Origin of the sequence: Microbacterium maritypicum (assembly GCF_008868125.1) — a bacterium.
GTDB lineage: Bacteria > Actinomycetota > Actinomycetes > Actinomycetales > Microbacteriaceae > Microbacterium > Microbacterium maritypicum.
This window is the reverse complement of the sequence record NZ_WAAQ01000001.1, coordinates 412,014-432,488: the sequence shown is the minus strand read 5'-3', so window position 1 is coordinate 432,488 and position 20,475 is coordinate 412,014. Positions and strand designations below refer to the sequence as shown.

The window sequence follows — 20,475 nt, the reverse complement described above, 5'->3', positions numbered from 1 at the left end:
GGATCCCTCCATCGTGCTGCCGGAGGGACCCCATCGGGTAATGCGCCGCGACTATGCCGTGACATAGTCTGGGGCTATGGCCAAGCGCTCGAGCGGCATCACCCTGCAGCACCTCACGTACTACATCGAGGTCGCTGCGGAGGGCTCGATCAGCGCCGCCGCCGACCTGCTCTACGTCGCCCAGCCCACCATGTCCGCCGCGATGAAGGACCTCGAGAGCAGAGTGGGGCGCACGCTCCTGCTCCGCTCCGCCCGCGGCGTGACGCTCACCACCGACGGCGTGGAGTTCCTCGGATACGCCAGGCAGGTCGTTGAGCAGGTGGCACTCCTCGAACAGCGCTACCTCGGCCGACCGCCTTCGCGACGACTGCTCGGAGTGTCGACCCAGCACTACTCGTTCGCGGTCGACGCGCTGGTGCGGATGGTGAAGGCGACCTCGGCGGCGGAGTACGAGTTCTCGCTGCGGGAGACGCGCACGTGGGACATCATCGAAGACGTCCGGACCCTCCGCAGCGAGCTGGGGATCCTCTACCGGAACGACTTCAACCGCAACGTCATCGACAAGCTGCTCCGCGACTCCGGTCTCGCGTTCCATCCGCTCTTCGTCGCGGAACCGCACATCTTCATCTCCCGCAAGAACCCCCTCGCCGCTCGAGAGCGCGTGACCCTCGCCGATCTCGCCGACGTGCCCAGGCTCACCTTCGACCAGGGCGCCAACAACTCCTTCTACTTCGCCGAGGAGATCCTCTCCACCCTGTCGAGCCCGCGGGACATCCGCGTCTCCGACCGCGCCACCATCTTCAACCTGATGATCGGGCTCGACGGATACACCATCTCGACAGGCATCATCAGCGATGACCTCGATCCCGAGATCGTCGCCATCCCCCTCGACATCGACGAACAGATCGAGATCGGCTGGATCGGCCACTCGGCGATCCCCCTCACCGAGCAGGCGCAGCGCTACCTCGCCGAACTGCGCACCGTCGTCTCCGGCTTCGGGGTGGAACTGCTCGGCTGAGGTCGTCGAGGCCGAGCGTCCCGCCGAGCCGCACGCGGGCAAGGATGCCGGAGATCGGGAATCCCTGCGGTGAAGGCTTCTCCCTCTATGTGAGCCAAGGGGCGCGGACCGGCGTCCGCGTCGTCTCGATCCGCAGGTTCGCGTCGGAGCGGTCGACCGTCTTGCGCCACTCATTGCGGCCATCTCGCGTGAACCCCGCTTCACCGGCGGCGCGGTCGCTGGAGCCCAGGAGCACTCGGCCTCCGCCGGCCGAGGCGATCTGGATCGGAACACCGGAGTATGTACCCCCGTGTGCAATGCGGAAGAAGGGCAGCTCCTCCGGCCGATCAATAGCTCTCTAGGAGAACAGGCCCGACTTCAGATCATTCACCGGCCGGGTCCTCCGTCTCGGGCGCCCCGGCGATCTCCTCGAACGTGACGGACCGGGATGAGGAACTCATCCGGTAGAACGTGAACTTTCGCTGCCCCCGGCTCCACACCGGCGTGTGACTCGGACTCGGGTCGTCACGTTCACCGAGCACCTCGGTCAAGTACGTCAAGGTCGCCACGTACGCGTCATCGTCACTCTTCGCGATCAGCCCCGGCGGCCGGCGACTGGCGGGGAAGGTCAAACTGGCGCGCACACGACCGTCCGGGAACATCCGACCGGTCGGATTCTGCGAGACTCCTGCCGGTTTCGGCCAGAATCCCTTGTCGTTCTGCACGGCTCCCTCGTCTATGAGCCCGTGCGTCAGCAGCCAGGTCTTCCCGTCTGCGCCGTCCAGAAAGTCCTTCGCTGCAGCACGCACCGCCCGCAGCGAGTACGTCGACGTGAACTGCAGCTCCAGCTCCCCGCCGATGACCCGCGCGGTCATCGTGAACGGGCCGAAGTCCCAGTGCTTGTCGGATCCGATGGTCTTGCCGGCTTGGCGGGAGATCGCTGTCCGCAGCCGCCGTTCCGCCGCCGCGTCATCATCGACTCCGGTCATGTGGGCGTGAATCCACAGGTACGGACTGACCTCCTCGTCTTCGTCTTCATCATCGTCGTAGCGCACCTCGTGCAGCCCGATGGCGGCGAGCTCGGCTACGAGCTGCTCACGCGTCGTCGCCTGCTCACCGCTCACGGCACCGCATATTGCCGGGAGGTGCGTCATCATCCCGTCGAACTCCACAGAACCGTTCATCGAAGTCAGCGTAGCCACGACCGGCGGGTTCGTGATGAAGCACGCTCACCGAGCCGAGATCACTCGCTGGGACGTACTTGTCGAATTATCACCGGAACCTAGCAATTCTGAGCGCACCACTCAGTCGTCTCGACTCTCTCGACGGCCAATTGCTGCCACGCGAGATCCTCAGCCTCGGGACCACTGGCCCAGAGACCAACCAGTCGGTCACCTTCAATCGCAGCGACGTGGACGCCGGGGACTCCCCAGTTGACAATTCGGAACTCACGCCCGTTGCCGTCGCCTTGACTGAATGCGGCACCGACTGCCGGGATCATGATCGTGGGTGTGCCATCAGAAAGAACCAGTGATGACCCGGCCAGGTCACACTCGGGGGTGCCCATCTCGTCGAGTTCGTCAATGGGGATCTCTGAGATCTCGCAGGGTGAAAGCTGCTCCGCGCCAGGTGGAACCTCGACCCCGCCCGCCTGGCAACCAGCGAGGCACAACGCCAACACGACGGCTGCAGCAACGCTCACGCTCCACCGAGTAATCCTCACAGGGTCAACATACACACGTGGTGGAGAAACACACGCCAGGAGCGCATTCGGACACGCATCATCACCGCTGAGGTGTCCCCCGTTTGGCGGACAGACACGAGCTTCAGCTCTCTGCTAGCTTCAGCGAAGTGGCGGTCGCGGCATTGCAGCCAAACGAGCTGCGAGATCCCAGCACTCTGACTAGGGCTTATGCCTTCTCGTCCGAAAGGTCCATTATGCGCAAAGCTTCGGCGTCCATTCTCACCGTGCTTCTTCTGGCGGGATTGATCACAGGGGTAGACACCATATCAGCCGAGCCAGCACAGGCCGCTCCCATCACGCGACTCGTCACAGGATCCACGGTCGCGATCACTTCGGACAACGTGCGAGCAATCACGCATCCTGGCAACGCCACGACGGGAATAGTGAGCCCAGCCAGCGATCCAATAGCAATTGCGCAAGCGGCCGCACTCGCCAACGTCTCGGGTGCGGCAGTGATCGTCTCGTCATCGGCCACCGACGCGGCGGCCGTAAACACAGTTGTCGCGCAGAAGAACATCACTGGCCTGACGTTCATCGGGTCCGCGACCGATTTTCCTCAGAGCTACCGGGACGCAATCGATTCACGCGTGACCGCAAAATTGGCGGTCCTGAACAACAGCCCGTTCGAGCGGTCAAAGCTACTCGCTCCCGCCGACACGACCGCTTTCGTCATCGCGAAGAGCTCGAACATTCCCGCAATGGAAGCAGCTCTCTCCTATAGTTCGGCGACGAGCAGCGCCCTGTTGGTCATGACTGGCGCGGAACCGGCGAACTCCATCAGAGACTTCCTGTCACCGATCGCTGATCCGAAGGTGACGCTGGCCGGAGATCCCGGAGTCTCCGATCAACTCGACACCGACGACACGGACCACTACGGCGAGCTCCTCGTGGACAGCGCCACCTCCACGAATTCGTCCTACGACAACATCGTGCAGTTGCACGTCGACGGAAAGGGCCGGGCCGCCAACAGCGTGTCGATCGCGCCCGGCGGCGATCTTGCGTCGTTTGCACTCGCCACGCTCGTTGGGCGGGCGGATGGGTCAGTGACACTTCCGGCCGGTGCAGCTTCGAGCATCACGACGAACAGCCCCGCCGACTATCATCTGCAGCTGCTCAAGTCGGAGTTGAAGAGTCTGACTTTGGTCGGCACCGCTACGACCAACGCGCAGCTCACCGCCGCCGCAGGGCCATCTGCGACCGCGAGAGTGTCCGCCCCGGCATGGACCGTCACCAACACGACTCTCGGCACCGGCACGTACACGATCACGTTCACCGCCCGGGCCGGTGCGACGAAGTACAGCGTCCTCGATTGGGACAACTCCGTCATCGCCACCACCACCAGCACCACCATCACTCTGCCCGGAACACCTGACTACATGACGCTGGCGGCATTCGGCCCGTCGAACACCGAAATCGATCGGATGTACTACCGAAGCAACACGTACAACGCGCCCGCAGATCGCGGAACTGTGATTACCGGAACGATTCAGAACGGCACAGCCAACCTCCGCATTCTCGGTGAGGCCGGCGTGCCGAGGAAGATCGTCCGGACCATGTTCGACCCTTACGCCATGCTGGGTGACGAGCCGATCCCACCTCAGACGGTCGCGATCACTTGCACCACGAGCTACACGGAGACCGGATTGGACCCAGAGGTCCAGTGGACGTACGAAGTCGTCAACTTGACCCTACTCACGGGATCCGGGTGTGGAGCCACGTCGGGCACGCCCATAGCTGGAACCAGCCTCCCGGTCGCCGCCGTCAGCCTGCCCCTGACGCAGGATCCGTGGGCGCAGGCTCGAATCGGAGTACGAGGGACGGAGGATCTGCAGCAACCGCGCCAAGGCGACGCGAGCACGCAGCCGTTCCTGCCCCGACCGGGGCAGACTCTTTCGGACGCAGCTCGCCAACGGCTCGCCTACGAGGAGCTCCACCCCGAAGTGGCCGCCGCTGAAAGCTCTGCGCTACGCACGTCAGGGGCCGCAGAGACGATGGGGGCCGCTGTCCCGGACGCGGTGGCAGCCGCAGCGACCGGCTCTCAGTTCGTCTTTTCCTACCAGGCGTACATTCCTGAGGCCGTTGTCGTCGGGCCCGGCCACAGCTTGGACCCGTTCAAGCCCGTTATCGTCTACAACGGCTCCAACCGGGCGTGGTGGGACGTCAACAATGTTCATACGAAGTTCGACATCCGCGCGTATGTCGGCGACACCCAGATCTTCCCCACCAAGTTCATGGGAGAAACGAAGCGCTGGCACTGTGGGCCGAACTTTTTCCGCCAGACGACGGAGTGCTCGCTCGTTGGCACGACAACCGCCTCATTGAACGAACTCGCAGTAACGGGGACGATCTCGGGGTCAACGACGACCATCAACTTCACCGCGCATGCGACCAACCCGCTGGAACCGTTTGCCGCGGCGATCGATGGCCAGATGAAGTTGACGTTGACCCCGCGGTCATGGGATCTATACGGCACCCACGACCGGATGCCGGTACACCAGTTCTGGTGGTCGCCGCTCTACTCGGAGGGCACCCTTGCGTATACAAGCGAGGACTTCTATAAGCTCTACTGCCTCGTTCCGGGCGTGCGGGCTTGCACAGCAGTCGTAAACGTTCGACTGTAGGCGCACCCTACGTGAAGAATGACCACTGCGATGATGCCGTTGTCGTTTCGGAGCGACGACAACGGCATCATCGCGTTGATCGGCAAGTGCTCGCCACCTCGCTCGACAACGAGGGGCCAGAAACCTGCACCCCCTCTGGCGCTCAGATACGGAAAAACCCCCTCACGAGGAGGGGGTTTCCATGGCGGTGACGGTGGGATTTGAACCCACGGTAGGGGGTTACCCTACACAACTTTTCGAGAGTTGCACCTTCGGCCGCTCGGACACGTCACCGCGGAATAGCTTACGCGACGCGGGGCCTGCACGCGAATCGAGACCCGCAGGTCACCAGGCGGCGGCGACCTCGGCGTGCGTGCGCAGGATGCCCTCGGTCGATCCTGCGGGCGCGCGGCCGATGCCGCACTCGGTCGCGACCCCGAACTCGGGGGCGAAGGGGGCGGCGGCGGCGATGCGACGGGCGGCACCTTCCGCACCGTCCTCCCGGTGCACGAGGCCCAGGTAGAGCTCGCCGACCGGCGCGAGGTCTGCGAGCGGGGCGAAGTACGCCTCGTCGTCATGGTCGATCGGCACCGGCAGGTGCAGCCAGGTGAGCGGACGATCGGATGCGGCCACCACGGCGTTCGCGTAGCGGACGAGATTCCCGGCATCCCGCGGCTCGAAGAAGTGCTTCTCCCCCGCGTCGCCGTAGCAGAGGTGCACACCCACCTCGACGTCGGCAGGCACCGCGTCGACCAGCACGGCCAGGCGCGAGACGAGACCGTCGAACGGGTCGCCGGGCCACCACGCCTCCATGACGGAGCCGTAGCCGGCCGCGCGTTCGATGATGCCCATCTCGCTCGCGACATCCCACTGCACCGCGAGGTCTTCGTGCGGGATGGCGGCCAGGATCCGGTCGAGCTCGCGCACGATCGCGGAGGTGTAGACGGGCTCGATCGCCGCGCGGTCATCGCCGTGGAAGAACGAGGAGATCACGGCGAGCGGCGTCGGCAAGGACACCTGGAACCGCACACCGGCGGGCACCGCGCCCTCGGCCCGGAGCCGCGTGAACACCGCGTAGGACTCGATCGCGGCAGCGGCATAGCCGAGCGGAGGCAGCTCGATGCTCGCGACATCCACCCCTTCGCCGATGCGTATACCGCGGGCGTCGATACCGGCGGGGAACGGGATGGGTTCGTCGCCGATGCGCTCGATGCCCTCGGCCCGGCCGATCACGTCTGGCTGGAACATGATCCAGTGGAACCGCTTGCCGACCTCGCCGTCGGGGATGCGGCGCAGTCGCGTGCCGAGCAGGTCCGCGGCGGTACGGATCGTGGTCTCGGCGTCGTCGTAGTTCACGCTGCCCACGAGAAGGACGCCCTGGGGCTGAGTCATGTCCTCAGAATATCGACGCACCCCGACGGACTTTTCCCCGGCGACGGCTCCGCTCACACCGGGGGCATTCGAGTTAGGATGGCCTAATAACCCGCCGCCTGTGGGGGCAGCGATGACGGGAAGGGCAATCTTCATGGGCTTCATCACGTCCGACGCGCTGGCCGAGACCGGCTACGTCGTGCTCGACGACCACACCGGTCCCGCCGATCCCGCCGAGTGGCTCGCCCTCGAATACGTCGGCTGGCGCTCTTCCGGCGTCACGCGCTTCGCACCGCTCACCAGCTATGCGGGCGACGTGGACTGCAACGGCTTCTGGAATCACACGCCGCCGCGCGCCGACAAGGATGGCGTGTGGGTCGACTCGCAGGTCGCGATCGCCCCCACCCTCCAGCGCCGCGCCCAGGAGCCTGGTGCCGGCATCGGTCGCTGCCGCGTGATCGAGCTGCAGCCGAACGAGTACGCCGACGCGATCTACAACCTGCACCAGGACGACAACAACCGCCTCAATGAAGAGGGCACCGGCTGGGTGGTCCGCGGGTTCTTCAACCTCTCCGACGACACCGAGTCGATGCTGATCCTGCGCGCCGACCGCTTCGACCCGGCGACCGAGATCCGCCTGCCCCTGCGCGCCGGCTCCCGCATCATCGTCGACACCCAGCGCTTCTGGCACGCGGTCTGGCACCGCGGCACGGCGCCGCGCTACGCGCTCATCACGTCCTGGACCAGCGGCCCGGAGCTCGACGCGTACATCGCCGCGAACCACGGCGACCCGCACCCGCCCACGGTTGACCTCGACGCGCAGTTCGTCGACGCCGCCCAGGTCGAGCTGCACCGGCGCATCGAGGAGCGCCGTCGCGCGTTCGAAGCGCAGGGCATCGTGATGGAACCGCCCGTCGACATGAACGCTTGAGGCGTCGCAGAAGCGTACACCCCTCAGACCGTGCGGCCGCCCTCGATCCGCACCGTGCGTTCGACGGTTCCCGCCGGGGGCGCGACGTGCGAGATCAGCAGCACCGTCTGATCGCCGGCGGCCTGCAGCAGGTCGCGCAGCAGCGCATCCGACGCCTCCGGATCCACCCCGGCCGTAGGCTCATCGAGCACCAGCACGGGGAACCCACGCAGCAGCGCCCTGGCGAGGGAGATCCGCTGCGCCTGGCCGCCGGACACCAGCGCGCCGCGGTCGCCGACCCGTTCGTCCAGACCTCCGCGCTCACGCACCCAGGTGCCGAGACCGACCCGGTCGAGCACATCCAGCAGCTCCTCGTCCGTGGCGCTGTCCCGGGCGAAGAGCAGGTTCTGGCGGATGTCCTCGTCGAACAGCTGCGGACTCTGCTCGCACAGCCCGATCACCCGACGCAGCGCCGGCCCCGAGAGCTCCGCGGCATCGCGCCCATCGATCAGATACTCGCCCTCCACGCGCAGGAAGCCGACGAGGGCCGCGGCCAGTGAGCTCTTGCCCGCTCCGCTGGGGCCGGTGACCAGCACCCGCTCCCCGGGACGGAGGTCGAGATCGATCTCCTTCAGGGCCGGGGCACCGCCGGGCCAGTTCGCCCGGACGCCGCGCAGACGCACGGCCGGGGTGCCGTCGATCTCGATGTCGTCGCCGGCGTCGGAGCGCAGCTCGTCCGGCATCCGCTCCGGCAGCACGTCGACGATGCGCTCGGCGCTGGAGCGCACGCTCCGCCACGATGCGGCAGCGATCGGCACCGCACCGAAGATCTCGAAGACCACCATCGGCACGAGCACGGCCACCGCCAGCCACGGGCCGTCGATCGACCCGTCGACGAGTCCGGGAGCCGCGGCTGCGAGCGCCCAGACCGAGGCGGCCCCGGCGACCGCGGAGACCACACCGGCGGCGATCGCCTGCGCGAACGAGGCGCGGTCGACGACCTTTCTCAGTGCGGCATCCGCTGTGCTGATCCGCGCGCGAGCCTGCTCCTCTGCTCCGTACGCGATGAGCACGTCGAGGCTGCCGAAGTAGTCGACGAGAGCGGCGGAGAGGTCGGCGCGACGCGCCGAGACCAGCACCTCGGCGCGGGAGCCGAAGACCCAGCCGAGACCGATCGCGGCGGCTGCAGCTATGAGCAGGCACACCGCAAGGGTGAGCGCGGCCGGGGGCGAGACGAACGCCACGAAACCGACGGCCCCGACGGCGACGAGGGCCGCGACCCCGAGCGGCTGCACCACGCGCAGCGGAAGGTTCTGCAGATTCTCGACGTCGTCGACGAGCGCCGTGAGCACCCGACCACGATCCGTCGAGCCGAGGCCGGCCGGAGACAGCGGGATCAACCGGCGCACCATGTCGGCGCGGGTCGAGGCGAGCTGACGCAGCGCGGCATCGTGTCCGCTCAGTCGCTCGAGGTAGCGGGTGACTGCGCGCGAGACCGCGAAGAAGCGCACCCCCACGACGGCGACCGACAGCGGCACGAGCGAGTCGACGATCGAGGCGCTCACGATCAGCCAGCCGCTGACCGCGAGCAGACTCACGGCGGCAGCGGCCGAGAGCAGACCCCAGATGAGACCGGGCACGAAGCGCCCGACAGGGGGCTGCGCGAGGCGGAGGATGTCGCGGACCCGGTGGGTGCGCGGGTGTACGGCGTCGGCTGCGGCGCGGCGTGCGGTCATGCGCTCACCCCCAGCTCCACGATCTGATCCGCGATCTCCCGTGCGGTGCGACGGTGCGAGACGAGGAGGATCATGGCTCCGGCATCGGCCCTCCGTCGCAGCGAGCGCCACAGCCGGTCCTCGGTCTCGGGGTCGAGCGCGCTCGAGGGCTCATCGAGCGCGAGCACACGATCGGTGGCGGATGCCTGGCGGTACAGCGCCCTGGCCACGGCCACGCGCTGGGCCTGCCCGCCCGAGAGCCCCGCTCCCTGCACACCGAGCTCGAGATCGGCGTCGACGGTCTCGGCGCAGGCGTCGTCGAGGGCGGCGCGGGTCCGGTCGGCGTCGGGGACCGGATCGCCGAGCGCGACGTTCGCCGCCACGGTCCCCCGGGTCAGACCGGGAGCCTGCCCCGCCCACGCGAGCCATGCCGACGGCGCGAGCCCCCGCACGTCCTTCCCCGCGAAGGCGGCCGTCCCCTCGAACTCGACCGCGCCGCGGAGAGCCGCGAGCAGCGACGACTTCCCCGACCCGCTCGGCCCTTCGATGACGGTGATGGTCCCCGGCGCGGCCGTGAACGACACGGGCGGCAGATCGCGCACGCGCAGCCCCGCGACCACGAGGCTTCCCTCATCCGTGCGGTCCACATGCAGGACCGATTCCCGGATGTCGGAGGTTCCGACGGCGATTCCTCCTGCATCCGTCGAACGCTCCTGCATCCGTGCGCTCTCCTCCGAGCGCTCCCCCGTGCGCTCCCCCGCGGCGTCGAGCACGTCGAAGACGTCCTCGGTCGCGGCGACTCCTTCGGACGCCGCGTGGAACTGCACGCCCACCTGTCGGATCGGCAAAAACGCCTCAGGCGCGAGCAGCAGCACGAACAGCCCCACCTCGAGCGTCAGGTCACCGGAGAGAAGTCTGAACCCCACCGACACCGCGATCAGCGCCACGGCGATCGAGGCCAGCAGCTCCATCGCGAAGCCCGACAGGAACGAGAACCGCAGCACCTTCATGGTCTCGCGGCGGTACTCGTCGGCCGTGACCTCGATGCGATCGGCCGCGCGGCGATCGCGTCCGAACAGTCGCAGCGTCGACAGTCCCTGCACCGTGTCGGCGAAGCGCGCGGCCAGGCGCTGGAGCGTCTGCCACTGGCGCGTCTGCACCGTGCGCGTCGCCATCCCGATCAGGATCAGGAAGATCGGGATCAGCGGCAAGGTGATCACCGCGGTGAGACCGCTCGGCCAGTCCTGCCACCACATCACCGCGACCAGAACCGGCGTCGCGATCACGGTCAGCACCAGTTGCGGGAGGTACCGGGCGAAGTAGGCGTCGAGCGCCTCGAGCCCGTGACCTGCGGTGACCGCGAGCTCGGTCTGATTCCGCTGTGCCAGCCACCCCGGGCCCAGCTTCCCGACCGCCGCGACGAGCGCCGAACGCAGCTGCATCCCGGTCTTCGCGGCGGCGCGTGTGCCTGCCGCGTCGGACGCGGCGATCAGCAGTCCGCGCAGGAGCGCCGCCAGCAGCAGCCAGAGCAGCGACGAGGTGATGTCGCGCCCCGCGATCGCACCGGTGATCGCGTCGGTCAGCAGCCACGCGAACGCGATCGTGACCGCCGTCTGGATGACGCCGATCAACGCGGATGCCGCGAGGAAGACCCTCGCGGCACCCGCGTAGCGCAGCAGTCTCGGATCGACGGGTTTCACGCGTGCGCCGGAGCCCCCTCGATCGACTTCCGGGTGACCCGCTTGCGGAAGACCCAGTACGTCCAGGCCTGGTACGCGAGCACGAGCGGCATCGCGATCAGGGCCGTCCAACTCATGATCTGCAGCGTATACGGCGTGCTCGACGCATTCGCGATCGTGAGGCTGTACGCCGGGTCGATCGTCGAGGGCATCACGTACGGGAACAGGGCGGAGAACAGCATGACCACGGCGAACAGCACCGTGAGGATGCCGGAGAAGAACGCCCACCCGTCGCGTCGGACGAGCGAGAATCCGACCGCCGCGATCAGGCTGACCGCCGCGAGTGCCCCGGTGCCGATGACCAGCCAGAGCAGCGGAGCCTCACGGCCCATCGCGATGAACACCGTCCAGATCACGGTTGCGGCAGCGACGAGGATCGTGGGAATCGCGGCCTTCTTCGCCAGGTTCCGTGCGTCCTCGTGAACCTGCCCGTCGGTCTTGAGCGCCACGAACAGCACGCCGTGCAGGAAGAACAGCAGCAGCGTGGTGACGCCGACCAGCAGCGCGTACGGGTTCAGCAGTGCGAAGAAGCCGCCCACGTAGATGTGGTTCTCATCGATCGCCACACCCTGCACGATGTTGCCGAACGCCACGCCCCACAGCAGCGCGGGAACGACCGAGCCGATCACGATCATCCGGTCGAAGCCGGCCTTCCACTTCACGCTGTCGCGCTGGTGCCGGTATTCGAACGACACCCCGCGCAGGATCAGTGCGAGCAGGATCAGCAGCAGCGGCAGGTAGAACCCGCTGAACAGCGTGGCGTACCACTCGGGGAACGACGCGAACAGCACGGCGCCGGCGACGATGACCCAGGTCTCGTTGAGATCCCAGACCGGACCGATCGTGTTGATGACCTGACGGCGCGAGACGTCGTCCTTGCCGAGGAACGGCAGTGACATGCCGACGCCGAAGTCGAACCCGTCGAGGACGAAGTAGCCCACGAAGAAGAAGGCGACGATGAAGAACCAGAGCGTTGCGAGATCCATGATGCTCCTCCCTCTCAGTAGACGACCGACGGCAGCTGGGCCGTCTCGTCATGCGGCTTCTCTTCGGTGTCGGGCCCCTTCTGCGCGGCCCGGATGATGAGACGGATCTCGACGACGGCGAGCGCCGCGTAGATCGCGGTGAACGAGATGAGCGATATCAGCACCTCGAGCCCGCTGACGCCCGGCGAGACACCGTCCTGCGTGGTCATCAGCCCGAACACGATCCAGGGTTGCCTTCCCATCTCGGTGAAGACCCAGCCCATGATGTTGGCGGCCAGCGCGAGCGGGAACGACCAGATCGCGACCTTCCACATCCACGGGGCGACAGGCTTCTTGGCGCCCTTGCGGGTGACCCAGAGACCGGCGACGGCCACGAGCGCTGCGGCGATGCCGAGGCCGATCATCCAGCGGAACGCCCAGTACGTGATCCACAGGATCGGGGCGAAGTCGGTCAGACCGGTGGAGGCGTACGTCTGGGCGTACTCGGCGTTCAGGTCGTTGATGCCGTGCACGCACGCGTCGAGCGTGTGGGTCGACAGCAGCGAGAGCAGATACGGCACGCGGATGGAGAACAGCTCCGAGCTGCCGTCCGGTGTGCCGAGCGTGAAGATGCTGAACGAGGCATCCGGCCCGCACACCGTGTTGAACGTCGCCTCGGCGGCGGCCATCTTCATCGGCTGCGCGGCGTACATCGCGAGTCCGAGCTGGTCGCCCGTGAGCACCACGCCGGCGGTCGAGACGATCATGGCCCACAGCCCGAACTTGAGCGAGATGCGCATGGTGTCGAAGTGCTGGCCGCGCGAGAGGTGCCAGGCCGAGACCGAGATCACGACACCGGCCGCGAACATGAACGCGCCGAAGATCGTGTGCGGGAACGCGGCGAGCGCGACCGGGTTGGTCAGCAGTGCCCAGAAGTCGGTCAGCTCCGCACGGTTAGTCGCCTCGTTGAACGTGTAGCCCACGGGGTTCTGCATGAACGCGTTGGCGGCGATGATGAAGTACGCCGACAGGATGCTGCCGATCGAGACGCACCAGATCGTGGCGAGGTGCAGCTTCTGCGGGAGCTTGTCCCAGCCGAAGATCCACAGCCCGATGAAGGTCGCCTCGAAGAAGAAGGCCAGCAGGCCCTCGAAGGCGAGCGGTGCGCCGAACACGTCGCCGACGAAGCGGGAGTAGTCCGACCAGTTCATGCCGAACTGGAACTCCTGCACGATGCCGGTGACGACGCCCATGGCGAAGTTGATGAGGAAGATCTTGCCGAAGAAGCGGGTCAGATGCAGGTACTGCACCTTGGCGGTGCGCACCCACGCGGTCTGGAAGATCGCGGCGACCAGCGCCATGCCGATCGTCAACGGCACGAAGAGGTAGTGGTAGACGGTCGTCAGCCCGAATTGCCATCGGGCGAGAGCGAGCGGATCAAGCCATTCCATGCGCGACTCCTGTTCTGTGGTGCTGCGGCGTCGTGCGGTGACGCGGCGGCTCCGTTCCCTCGATCAGCGACGCGGTGGTGTCGCGCAGCTGCACGGTGCAGTCCGAGGCGAGGACGGCATCGCGAACGCACTCGGCTTCGAGTGGTCCGCCTGCCTCGTTGAGGACGCCTTGCATGAGTTCGAGGTGCACACGGCACAGCATCGGACGATCTTCCGAGCGTCCGGCGGCGTGCGGGCAGGGGCTGAGGTCGACCGTGAGCTGCTGGTCGTCGAGCACGGGCTCGAAGCCGCTCTCCTCCAGGTGCTCCACGAGCGCGTCGAGCTGGTACGTGGCGTCTCGGCCGAGACCGGATGCCACGTCGGGAAGCATGCTCCGCATCAGGTCTCCGCGGCGCGCAGCGGCCTTGGCCTTGTCGCGGGCGACGGGGCTGGAGGCGCCCGGTGCTCCGGTCGCGGCGCTGTACAGCGTGCGCGGCCGGCCCCGCGTGGTGCGATGCTCGATCGTCGGGATCACGTAGCCGCCCTCGATCAAGCGCCCCAGGTGCTCGCGGACCGTGTTGGGGTGCAGCCCCGTGGCCTCGCACAGCTCGGTGATCGAGAGCTCGCCTCGGGTCTGCGAACTTCCCGCTTCGAAGAGCAAGTGCAGGATCTGCACCCGGGAGTAGCTCGAGATCGGCCCGCAAACGGGCCCGCCGTTGGCCATGAACCCAGTATCCCGCGAGACTGCGAGTTTGCAGAGAGGATGGGCCGTGAATAAACACCTGGCCGATAGGGATGTCTGATCCCGGCGATAGCCTGGGGGCATGGCCACCCGGAAACCCGCTCCACCCGCGTACGTGTGCACGGAATGCGGGTGGACGACCGCGAAGTGGGTCGGGCGCTGCGGCGAGTGCCAGCAGTGGGGAACCGTCCAGGAACAGGCGGCGCAGACCGGCATCCTCCGACGGGTCGGCCCGGTCGCACCGACGGCCGATCGTGCCGCACGGCCCATCACCCAGATCACGACGCAGGATGCTCCTCGGCGCTCGAGTGGCGTCGGCGAGTTCGACCGTGTGCTCGGCGGGGGCATCGTGCCGGGCGCGGCGATCCTGCTCAGCGGCGAACCCGGCGTCGGCAAGTCGACTCTCCTCCTCGAGGTCGCAGCGCAGGCCGCTCGCGGCGGACGCCGTGTGCTCTACGCGAGCGCCGAGGAGTCTCCCGGCCAGGTGCGACTGCGTGCCGAGCGCACGGGCGCGCTGCACGACGAGCTCTATCTGGCGAGTGAGACCGACCTGGCGACGATCCTCGGTCACATCGACGAGGTGAAGCCGCAGCTCGTGATCGTCGACTCGGTGCAGACGGTCTCATCGTCGTTGATCGACGGTGCTGCCGGGCAGCCGAGCCAGGTGCGCGAGGTCGCGGCGACGCTGATCCGCATCGCGAAAGACCGCGACCTGCCGATCATCATCGTCGGCCACGTCACGAAAGACGGACAGGTCGCAGGCCCCAGGGTGCTCGAGCACCTCGTCGACGTCGTGTGCCACTTCGAAGGCGACAGGCAGACGTCCCTGCGCTTCATCCGCGCCCTCAAGAACCGCTTCGGGCCGACCGACGAGGTCGGCTGCTTCGAGATGACCGGAGATGGCATCGCCGAGGTGCCCGACCCTTCGGGGCTCTTCCTCTCGCAGGGAGCCACCGAGCCGGGCACCTGCGTCGCGATCTCGCTCGAAGGCCGGCGTGCTCTTCCGGTCGAGGTGCAGGCGCTCACGGTGCCCAGCAACGCCCCCAACCCCCGCCGCATCGTGCACGGCCTCGACTCCTCGCGGGTGGCGATGGTGCTGGCGATCCTCGAGCGTCGCGCAGGTGTGCCCACCGGCAGTCTCGACGTCTACGTGTCGACGGTCGGTGGCGTGCGCTTCACCGAGCCGGCGGCCGACCTCGCGATCGCGATCGCCGTGGCAGGGTCCATCCAGCAGATCTCGGTCCCGCGCACGGTCGCCGCCGTGGGCGAGCTGAGCCTCGCCGGCGAGATCCGTCCGGTCACCCAGGCGGCGCAGCGACGGTCCGAGGCCGCACGCCTGGGATACGAGCAGGTGGTCGACGACCGTTCGAAGACACTCCGCGCCGCGCTCGGCGATGTGCGAGCACGCAACACGTCACGCCGCTCCGATCGCGACATCCCGCCGTTCTGACGGGAACCGTCGGGGCTCTCAGGCGTCGAGCGCCTTGAGCAGCTCGGCAGGGTCCGCCTGCATGGGGTGAGGGCCGGCGATGTCGAGGAACACCGTCGTGATCGGGTGTGCGGCGAGGAACTTGCGCAGCCAGTCGGCACCGTAGATGCCGACGCCAGGGGGCAGGTTGGCCGGCTTGTTCTTCGCGTCGCTGAACAGCAGCAGCGCGAGGTCGCCGGTCTTCGGGTCGCGGTAGGTCCACACCTCGCCGCTGTCGAGCGGGTTGTCGCGTGCGCCGGGCTTGATCAGCGGCACGACCGTGGTGCCGTGGCGGAGGGCGAGAGCGACCGCAGCGACGTCCTGCTTCTCCAGGGCCTGCGCCAGGGCATCCGAACGGAAGTCCTCGGGTGCGGGCTTGTTCTTCGCGGCCTTCGCCTTCTTCGCTGCCATGTGTCCAGCTTATTCACGGCACGAAGCGCGAAGCGCCGATTCGGCCGTGGAGACGATTGGGGCCCTCTCGAGTCCCACATTGGGGACTGGGGTACTCGAGAGGGCCCTCGGACTCTCGAGCGGCGGTGTCGAAGCGCTGGGGACGCTGTAGTTCGACGCCACTGGGGATGGCTTGGTGCCGCAGATGCGGAGAGTCGCTTCTATGGTATCCCAAAGAGTCACTGTTGTCAGCACCGCGTACCGACGGCGGCAAACATCGCCCGATTTCGTAGCAACAGCCCCGACTTGCGACGATTTTCGAAGAGCGTCTTCTGAGTTCGCTTCGAAACTCAGCGGGCCTCAGTAGAGCAGGATCTGCGCGCTCGAAGGGCTCGTGAACCCGCCGATCGAAACCTCCACGTGGTACGAAGCTCCTCCGCCCGGTGCCCGCTGTCGATTCTCCTGCGCGCACGTCTCGACGCTCGACCGAGTGCGATCCCAGGTGACGGGGTCTTTGCTCGTGACCGTGGTGCCCGCCGTGAGCGTGGCGATCATGCTGCTCGGGTTCTCCTGGCAGTCGGTCGAACGCCACCAGACATCGGCGCCGCTGGAGATCGTGAAGACCTGGGTCGTCGACCCCACATCGATCGTGCAGTCTTTGGCGCCCTTGTTCGTCAGCGAGATCGAGAGCTTCGGCAGCACCCCGGCCGCGTACGTGTCGGAGTCGGTGACTGCCGTGACCTCGATGTCGGCCGCCTCGCAGGCCACGATCGCCGGGGTCTGCGCAGCTGAGGGTTCTGGAGCGGGCGACTCTCCCCCGGCGGACGGATCGGCAGACGGCGAGGGCGACATCGACGGCGTCGCCGGCGCGGGCGATGCCGTGTCGGCGGCGGCCCACGGGCGCGCGATCAGGAGCCAGGCGCCGATGCCGATGGCCGCGACGGCCAGGACGAGCCCTCCGATCACGACCAGTCGCCGACGACGGTAGACGGCGGCGGAGCGACGGGGCATGACTCCAGGCTAAGCGATCCTCCGCTCTCAGCCTGGGAGGCCCCACGGCACGGGCGGAGGCGGAGTCAGAGCACCTTCAGCATGCGGGTGTTGCCGAGCGTGTTCGGCTTGACGTGGGCGAGGTCGAGGAACTCCTCGACACCCGCGTCACCGCTGCGCAGCAGCTGCGAGTACACGTCGGAGTCGACCACCTGCTCGCCGATCGGCGTGTAGCCCCGGCGCCCGAAGAAGTCGACCTCGAAGGTGAGACAGAACAGGCGGGTCAGCCCGAGCGTCGCGGCGTTCTCCTCCAGGCGGTCGACGATCGCACGTCCGACGCCGTGGTGCAGCCAGTCGTCGCGCACCAGGAGGGTGCGCACCTCGCCGAGGTCTTCCCAGAACACGTGCAGGGCGCCGCATCCGATCAGCACCCCGTCGGCCTCCGCGACGACGAACTCCTGCACGGCGCCGTACAGCACCGCCAGGTCTTTGCCGAGCAGGATGCGCTGCTCCACGAGCGGCTGCAGCAGGTCACGGATGCCGACGATGTCGGCGCTGCGCGCCGGCCGGACGATGTACTCGCTCACATCACAAGCCTAGAACCCGTGACCCGGTGGCGCCTGTGCCGGACACAGGAAAGGGGCGGATGCCGCAGCATCCGCCCCTTCTCATGATTCAACCGAGGTCACTCCCCGCTGGCGACCGCCAGGTCGGGGGTGCCGGAGATCGCGCCGCCGCCGGTGTTGACGCCGACCGCGACGGGGCCGCCGTCGCGCGGGCCGTGCTCGAACAGGAACTGCCCGTCCTTCGCATCGACCTTCACGTGGTCGCCGGAGTTGAGCTCGCCGTGCAGGATCTTCTCCGACAGACGGTCCTCGACCTCGTGCTGCATCGCGCGACGCAGCGGTCGGGCGCCGAGCGCCGGGTCGAATCCGATCTCGATGAGGCGCTCCTTGGCGGCCTGCGACAGCTCGATCGTCATGTCGCGGTCCAGCAGACGCTCGCCGAGGCGCTTGGTGAACAGATCGACGATCTGCACCAGCTCGCTCTTGGAGAGCTGCGGGAACACGATGATGTCGTCGACACGGTTCAGGAACTCGGGCTTGAAGTGCCGCTTGAGCTCTTCGTTCACCTTGCCCTTCATCCGGTCGTAGCTGGTCGAGTCGTTGCCCTCGATCTGGAAGCCCACAGGACCGCCGGCGATGTCGCGCGCACCGAGGTTGGTGGTCATGATGATGACCGTGTTCTTGAAGTCCACGATCCGACCCTGACCGTCGGTGAGACGACCCTCTTCGAGGATCTGCAGCAGCGAGTTGAAGATGTCAGGGTGGGCCTTCTCGATCTCGTCGAAGAGCACCACGCTGAACGGCTTGCGCCGCACCTTCTCGGTGAGCTGGCCGCCCTCTTCGAATCCGACGAATCCGGGAGGGGCACCGAACAGACGCGAGACGGTGTGCTTCTCACCGAACTCGCTCATGTCGAGCGAGATCAGCGCAGCCTCGTCGTCGAACAGGAACTCGGCGAGAGCCTTGGCGAGCTCGGTCTTTCCGACACCCGTGGGGCCGGCGAAGATGAACGAGCCGGAGGGGCGCTTCGGGTCCTTGAGACCGGCACGCTGACGACGGATCGTCTTGGAGAGGGCGGCGATCGCCTCTTCCTGACCGATGACGCGCTGGTGCAGGGCCTTCTCCATGAAGACGAGTCGGCTGGACTCCTCCTCCGTGAGCTTGAAGACGGGGATGCCGGTGGCCTGTGCGAGCACCTCGGCGATCAGCCCCTCGTCGACGACCGCGGAGGTCGCGACGTCGCCTGCACGCCACTGCTTCTCGAGACGCAGACGCTCGGCGAGGAGGCTCTTCTCCTCATCGCGCAGGGATGCGGCCTTCTCGAAGTCCTGCTCCTCGGAGGCGACCTCCTTCTGCTCACGCACGGCGGCGATCTTCTCGTCGAACTCGCGCAGCTCGGGCGGGCTCGACAGGATCGACAGACGCAGACGTGCGCCGGCCTCGTCGATCAGGTCGATGGCCTTGTCCGGGAGGAACCGGTCGGAGACGTAGCGGTCGGCGAGGTTCGCCGCGGCCACGATAGCGCCGTCGGTGATCTGCACCTTGTGGTGCGCCTCGTAGCGGTCGCGGAGTCCCTTGAGGATGTTGATCGCGTGGGGCAGCGTCGGCTCGTTGACCTGCACCGGCTGGAAGCGGCGCTCGAGCGCTGCATCCTTCTCGAAGTGCTTGCGGTACTCGTCGAGCGTGGTGGCACCGATCGTCTGCAGCTCGCCACGGGCGAGGAGCGGCTTCAGGATGCTGGCCGCGTCGATCGCGCCCTCAGCGGCACCCGCACCCACCAAGGTGTGGATCTCGTCGATGAAGACGATGATGTCGCCGCGCGTGCGGATCTCCTTGGTGACCTTCTTCAGGCGCTCCTCGAAGTCACCGCGGTAGCGGGACCCGGCGATGAGCGAGCCGAGGTCGAGCGAGTAGAGCTGCTTGTCCTTCAGCGTCTCGGGCACATCGCCCTTGACGATCGCCTGGGCCAGGCCCTCGACGACGGCGGTCTTGCCGACGCCGGGCTCGCCGATCAGGACGGGGTTGTTCTTGGAGCGGCGGGAGAGGATCTGCATGACCCGCTCCGCCTCCTTCTCGCGCCCGATGACCGGGTCGAGCTTGTTGTCGCGCGCGGCCTGCGTGAGGTTGCGACCGAACTGGTCGAGCACGGCGGAGCCGCCCTGGGCGCTGGCCTGCGAGTCGTTCGTCTGCGCGCCGACGGAGGCCGGCTCGCGTCCGGGAGCGCCGGAGAGCAGCTGGATGACCTGCTGGCGGACCTTGTTGAGGTCGGCGCCGAGCTTGACGAGCACCTGGGCGGCGACGCCCTCGCCCTCACGGATGAGGCCGAGCAGGATGTGCTCGGTTCCGATGTAGTTGTGGCCGAGCTGCAGGGCCTCGCGGAGGCTGAGCTCGAGCACCTTCTTGGCGCGCGGGGTGAACGGGATGTGCCCGGTCGGCTGCTGCTGACCCTGGCCGATGATGTCCTGCACCTGCTCGCGCACGGCGTCGAGGGAGATGCCGAGGCTTTCGAGCGCCTTGGCGGCGACACCTTCGCCCTCGTGGATGAGACCGAGCAGGATGTGCTCGGTTCCGATGTAGTTGTGGTTGAGCATCTTCGCCTCTTCTTGGGCGAGGACGACCACTCGACGGGCTCGGTCCGTGAATCTCTCGAACATGCTGTGACTCCTTATTCGCACGGGGCGAAGACGCGTGAAGCGCTTGTACATCGAGAGTAACCACCACATCGGGCACGTATGCCCGTGTTCGCCGTGGGCATACCGGGGCTATGGCAGGCGGTGTGACGAGGTGTCGAAAGCGACGGGGATTGACGAGCTTATCGATTGTCGTTATCTTATCGTTTATCGCTAAC

Annotated in this window: 16 protein-coding genes and 1 tRNA gene; 4 read left to right on the top strand and 13 right to left on the bottom strand. The window is 67.2% G+C overall.

The window, feature by feature from the left end:
* Nucleotides 1-76: 76 nt before the first annotated feature.
* Nucleotides 77-1,018, top strand: coding sequence for a LysR family transcriptional regulator (locus F6W70_RS02095; protein WP_055865946.1), 942 nt, complete (start codon nt 77-79; stop codon nt 1,016-1,018).
* Nucleotides 1,019-1,380: 362 nt separating this feature from the next.
* On the opposite strand, the gene F6W70_RS02090 is transcribed toward F6W70_RS02095, so the two are convergent.
* On the bottom strand, nt 1,381-2,181 hold the full coding sequence (locus F6W70_RS02090) for a hypothetical protein (protein WP_151485795.1): 801 nt from the start codon (nt 2,179-2,181) through the stop codon (nt 1,381-1,383).
* A 98-nt stretch (nt 2,182-2,279) separates the two neighbouring features.
* Entirely contained in the window at nt 2,280-2,699 is a 420-nt protein-coding gene (locus tag F6W70_RS02085; RefSeq protein WP_151485794.1) for a hypothetical protein, read from the bottom strand.
* A gap of 266 nt (nt 2,700-2,965) precedes the next feature.
* Between F6W70_RS02085 and F6W70_RS02080 the strand changes: the two genes are divergently transcribed.
* The gene (locus tag F6W70_RS02080) at nt 2,966-5,362 is read left to right on the top strand and encodes a hypothetical protein (protein ID WP_151485793.1); all 2,397 of its coding nucleotides are present in this window, start codon (nt 2,966-2,968) and stop codon (nt 5,360-5,362) included.
* Between the two features lie 182 nt (nt 5,363-5,544).
* Here F6W70_RS02080 and F6W70_RS02075 read toward each other — a convergent pair.
* A tRNA-Ser gene (locus F6W70_RS02075) sits at nt 5,545-5,635 on the bottom strand.
* A gap of 51 nt (nt 5,636-5,686) precedes the next feature.
* Nucleotides 5,687-6,733 carry a hypothetical protein gene (locus tag F6W70_RS02070; protein WP_151485792.1) on the bottom strand — a complete coding sequence of 349 codons (1,047 nt, stop codon included), beginning with the start codon at nt 6,731-6,733 and terminating at the stop codon, nt 5,687-5,689.
* Nucleotides 6,734-6,866: 133 nt separating this feature from the next.
* On the opposite strand from F6W70_RS02070, the gene F6W70_RS02065 reads away from it, so the two are divergent.
* Complete coding sequence (locus tag F6W70_RS02065; RefSeq protein ID WP_055865960.1) at nt 6,867-7,643, top strand: hypothetical protein; 777 nt, start codon at nt 6,867-6,869, stop codon at nt 7,641-7,643.
* Nucleotides 7,644-7,666: 23 nt separating this feature from the next.
* Here the strand turns inward: F6W70_RS02065 and cydC are convergent, their stop codons facing one another.
* From cydC to F6W70_RS02040, 5 genes are read right to left on the bottom strand one after another with little or no spacing between them, the layout of a single operon-like run.
* Nucleotides 7,667-9,358: a thiol reductant ABC exporter subunit CydC gene (gene cydC / locus F6W70_RS02060; protein WP_151485791.1), complete on the bottom strand. Its 1,692-nt coding sequence runs from the start codon at nt 9,356-9,358 to the stop codon at nt 7,667-7,669.
* The gene (gene cydD / locus F6W70_RS02055) at nt 9,355-11,037 is read right to left on the bottom strand and encodes a thiol reductant ABC exporter subunit CydD (protein WP_151485790.1); all 1,683 of its coding nucleotides are present in this window, start codon (nt 11,035-11,037) and stop codon (nt 9,355-9,357) included. Before cydD ends, cydC begins: the two co-directional genes overlap by 4 nt.
* Nucleotides 11,034-12,062 (bottom strand): cytochrome d ubiquinol oxidase subunit II, encoded by a 1,029-nt coding sequence (gene cydB, locus F6W70_RS02050; RefSeq protein ID WP_127483027.1) that lies wholly within the window; start codon nt 12,060-12,062, stop codon nt 11,034-11,036. Before cydB ends, cydD begins: the two co-directional genes overlap by 4 nt.
* A gap of 14 nt (nt 12,063-12,076) precedes the next feature.
* Nucleotides 12,077-13,492: a cytochrome ubiquinol oxidase subunit I gene (locus F6W70_RS02045; protein WP_055865967.1), complete on the bottom strand. Its 1,416-nt coding sequence runs from the start codon at nt 13,490-13,492 to the stop codon at nt 12,077-12,079.
* Complete coding sequence (locus tag F6W70_RS02040; protein ID WP_151485789.1) at nt 13,479-14,195, bottom strand: helix-turn-helix transcriptional regulator; 717 nt, start codon at nt 14,193-14,195, stop codon at nt 13,479-13,481. The genes F6W70_RS02045 and F6W70_RS02040 overlap by 14 nt, the downstream gene beginning before the upstream one ends.
* A 100-nt stretch (nt 14,196-14,295) precedes the next feature.
* Between F6W70_RS02040 and radA the strand changes: the two genes are divergently transcribed.
* Nucleotides 14,296-15,663, top strand: coding sequence for a DNA repair protein RadA (radA, locus tag F6W70_RS02035; protein WP_017829416.1), 1,368 nt, complete (start codon nt 14,296-14,298; stop codon nt 15,661-15,663).
* 18 nt (nt 15,664-15,681) lie between these two features.
* Here the strand turns inward: radA and F6W70_RS02030 are convergent, their stop codons facing one another.
* From F6W70_RS02030 to F6W70_RS02015, 4 genes are all read right to left on the bottom strand, one after another.
* The gene (locus F6W70_RS02030; RefSeq protein ID WP_017829417.1) at nt 15,682-16,092 is read right to left on the bottom strand and encodes a hypothetical protein; all 411 of its coding nucleotides are present in this window, start codon (nt 16,090-16,092) and stop codon (nt 15,682-15,684) included.
* 339 nt (nt 16,093-16,431) lie between these two features.
* The gene (locus tag F6W70_RS02025) at nt 16,432-17,082 is read right to left on the bottom strand and encodes a hypothetical protein (protein ID WP_017829418.1); all 651 of its coding nucleotides are present in this window, start codon (nt 17,080-17,082) and stop codon (nt 16,432-16,434) included.
* Between the two features lie 65 nt (nt 17,083-17,147).
* Nucleotides 17,148-17,648, bottom strand: a complete 501-nt coding sequence (locus tag F6W70_RS02020; protein ID WP_017829419.1) for an amino-acid N-acetyltransferase — start codon at nt 17,646-17,648, stop codon at nt 17,148-17,150.
* 98 nt (nt 17,649-17,746) lie between these two features.
* A complete protein-coding gene (locus F6W70_RS02015) occupies nt 17,747-20,281 on the bottom strand; it encodes an ATP-dependent Clp protease ATP-binding subunit (RefSeq protein ID WP_055865971.1) in 2,535 nt (844 codons plus the stop codon).
* Nucleotides 20,282-20,475 lie beyond the last annotated feature (194 nt).